Origin of the sequence: Hydrogenophaga sp. (assembly GCF_028698005.1) — a bacterium.
GTDB lineage: Bacteria > Pseudomonadota > Gammaproteobacteria > Burkholderiales > Burkholderiaceae_C > Hydrogenophaga.
This window is the reverse complement of record NZ_JAQVEJ010000274.1, coordinates 1-2,576: the sequence shown is the minus strand read 5'-3', so window position 1 is coordinate 2,576 and position 2,576 is coordinate 1. Positions and strand designations below refer to the sequence as shown.

The 2,576-nt window shown below is 63.5% G+C and carries 3 protein-coding genes; all 3 read left to right on the top strand.

Annotation, left to right across the window (positions count from 1 at the left end; all coding sequences use genetic code 11):
• On the top strand, nucleotides 1-379 hold a 379-nt coding region (gene rfbC / locus PHQ87_RS15940; RefSeq protein ID WP_300236576.1), incomplete at its 5' end, for a dTDP-4-dehydrorhamnose 3,5-epimerase.
• Between the two features lie 124 nt (nucleotides 380-503).
• Entirely contained in the window at nucleotides 504-1,982 is a 1,479-nt protein-coding gene (locus PHQ87_RS15935) for a mannose-1-phosphate guanylyltransferase/mannose-6-phosphate isomerase (protein WP_300236573.1), read from the top strand.
• 2 nt (nucleotides 1,983-1,984) lie between these two features.
• A partial coding sequence (locus PHQ87_RS15930) for an ABC transporter permease (RefSeq protein ID WP_300236570.1) occupies nucleotides 1,985-2,576 on the top strand: 592 nt, incomplete at its 3' end.

Sequence of the window (2,576 nt, the reverse complement as noted above, 5' to 3'; positions counted from 1 at the left end):
CGTGCTGCGCGGCCTGCACTACCAGATCCAGCAGCCGCAGGGCAAGCTGGTGCGCGTGGTCCAAGGCGCCGTCTTCGACGTGGCCGTGGACATCCGCAAATCTTCCCCCACCTTCGGCCAATGGGTGGGTGCCCTGCTGACGGCCGAGAGCAAGCACCAGTTCTGGGTGCCCGAGGGCTTCGCCCACGGCTTCGTCGTCCTCAGCGACACCGCCGAGTTCCTGTACAAGACCACCGACTACTACGCGCCGGCGCATGAACGCAGCATTCTGTGGAACGACCCGGATCTGGCGATCGACTGGCAGACCGCCGTCGCGCCGATCCTGTCGGCGAAGGATCAGGCAGCAAAACTGCTCAGGAATGCCGATGTCTTCGATTGATACATATCGGGACAGCCAGCCAACTAAACCAGCCAACTAGAATTGCGCGTTCGGTCCGATATTTGCTGCCGCACATGATGCGGCTCAATTTTTTTGAAGCTCTAGAAGGGATGGCTCGCAGCCAATGAAACTCGTTTCCGTTGTCCTGTCCGGCGGCGCTGGCACCCGGCTGTGGCCCGCCTCTCGCCAAGCCTACCCCAAACCCTTCATGAAGCTGGGCGGCAAGTCTCTTCTGGAGCAAGCCGTCGTGCGCGGCCAGGCCTGCGGCACCGACCATCTGCTGGTTGTCACCAACCAAGACTACCTGTTTCTCACGCAGGGCCTTCTGGCCGACATGGCCGATCCGCCCCACCCGCACTACCTCCTCGAACCCAAGGGGCGCAACACGGCCCCCGCCATCGCCCTGGCCGCTCTGGCCTGCCAGCAGCAGCATGGCGATGACGCCGTCATGCTGGTCTTGCCCGCCGACCATCTGATCCCTGACACCAAGTCCTTCGTGGCCAACGCGCTGGAGGCCGCCCGCCATGCCCTCAATGGTCATCTGGTGGTGTTCGGCATCCAGCCCACCAGCCCGGAAACCGGCTTTGGCTACATCGAAGTGGCCAAGGTCGGCCGCCAGAGCCAGCCCGTGCTGCAGTTTGTCGAGAAACCGGATGCCGCCACCGCGCAGGAATATCTGGCCACCGGCCGCTTCTATTGGAACAGCGGCATGTTCTGTTTCACGGCCAAGGCGATTCTTGATGCATTGGCCCAGCACGCACCCGATGTGCTGTCCACTGCCCAGGCTGCCATGCATGGCAGCCAGGTCTCTCCGCTGCCGCCATCGGGTACGGTTGGCGGCGCCCAAGTCACCCGCTTCAACGCCCACGCATTCGGCCTGCAGCCCGACATCAGCATCGACTACGCTGTCATGGAAAAAGCCGATAACGTCATGCTGGTGCCGGCCCGCTTCGGCTGGAGCGACGTGGGCGCCTGGCCTGCCGTGGCCCAGGCCCACGCGGCCGATGCCGCCGGCAACACCATGGGCACGGCCGACGAAGACGCCCACTGGGTCGCCGTCGACACCACCGGCACCCATGTCCACATCGACAGCCATGGCCACAAGGTGGTGGCCACCGTGGGCGTGAAAGACCTGGTGGTGGTGGACACACCCGACGCCCTGCTGGTGGCCAGCAAAGCGCAATCGCAGAACGTCAAGCGCGTGGTGGAAATGCTCAAGGAGCGCCACATCGACAGCACCCCGCACCAGACCACCGTGCTGCCGGCCGCCGTGCAACGCCCCTGGGGCACCTACGCCACGCTCAAGGAAGAAAGCGGCTACAAGGTCAAACGCATCACCGTGCGGCCCGGCCAGAGCCTGAGCCTGCAATACCACCACAAGCGCGCAGAACACTGGGTGGTGGTGCAGGGCCAGGCCATCGTGCAGGTGGGCGACACCGAGTACCCCACCCACGCCGGCGAATACCGCTACATCCCCCTGAAAGAGCAGCACCGCCTCACCAACACCGGCGAAGGCGAACTGGTGCTGGTCGAAGTGCAGTGCGGCACCTACCTCGGCGAAGACGACATCGTCCGCCTGGCCGACGTGTACGGACGGGCCTGAACATGCAAATGATCCGCGCCCTCTGGGCCTACCGGGGCTTCATCCTCGGCAGCGTCAAGCGTGAGTTCCAGGCCAAGTACCGCAACTCCGTCCTCGGCGCGGCCTGGAACATCCTCAACCCGCTGTCGATGATCGTGGTGTACACGGTCATCTTCTCGGAAGTCATGAAAGCGCGGTTGCCGGGCGTCGAAGGCGGTTACGCCTTCAGCATCTACCTGTGTGCCGGCCTGCTGACATGGGGACTGTTCGCCGAAATCACCAGCAGCGCCACCAACATGTTCGTGGCCAATGCCAACCTGCTCAAGAAACTGAGTTTTCCACGCCTGTGCCTGCCGGTGATCGTGGTGAGCAATGCCTTGCTGAACTTCGCCATTGTGTTCGGCCTGTTCACGGTTTTCCTGATCGTCACGGGCAACTTCCCAGGGGTGGTGTTCGTGGCCCTGGTGCCCCTGCTGCTGCTGCAGGTGATGTTCGCCATCGGCCTGGGCATCAGCCTGGGCATGCTGAATGTGTTCTTCCGCGACGTCGGGCAGTTCTACGGCATTTTCGTGAGCTTCTGGTTCTGGCTCACCCCCATCGTCTATCCTGCGGCCA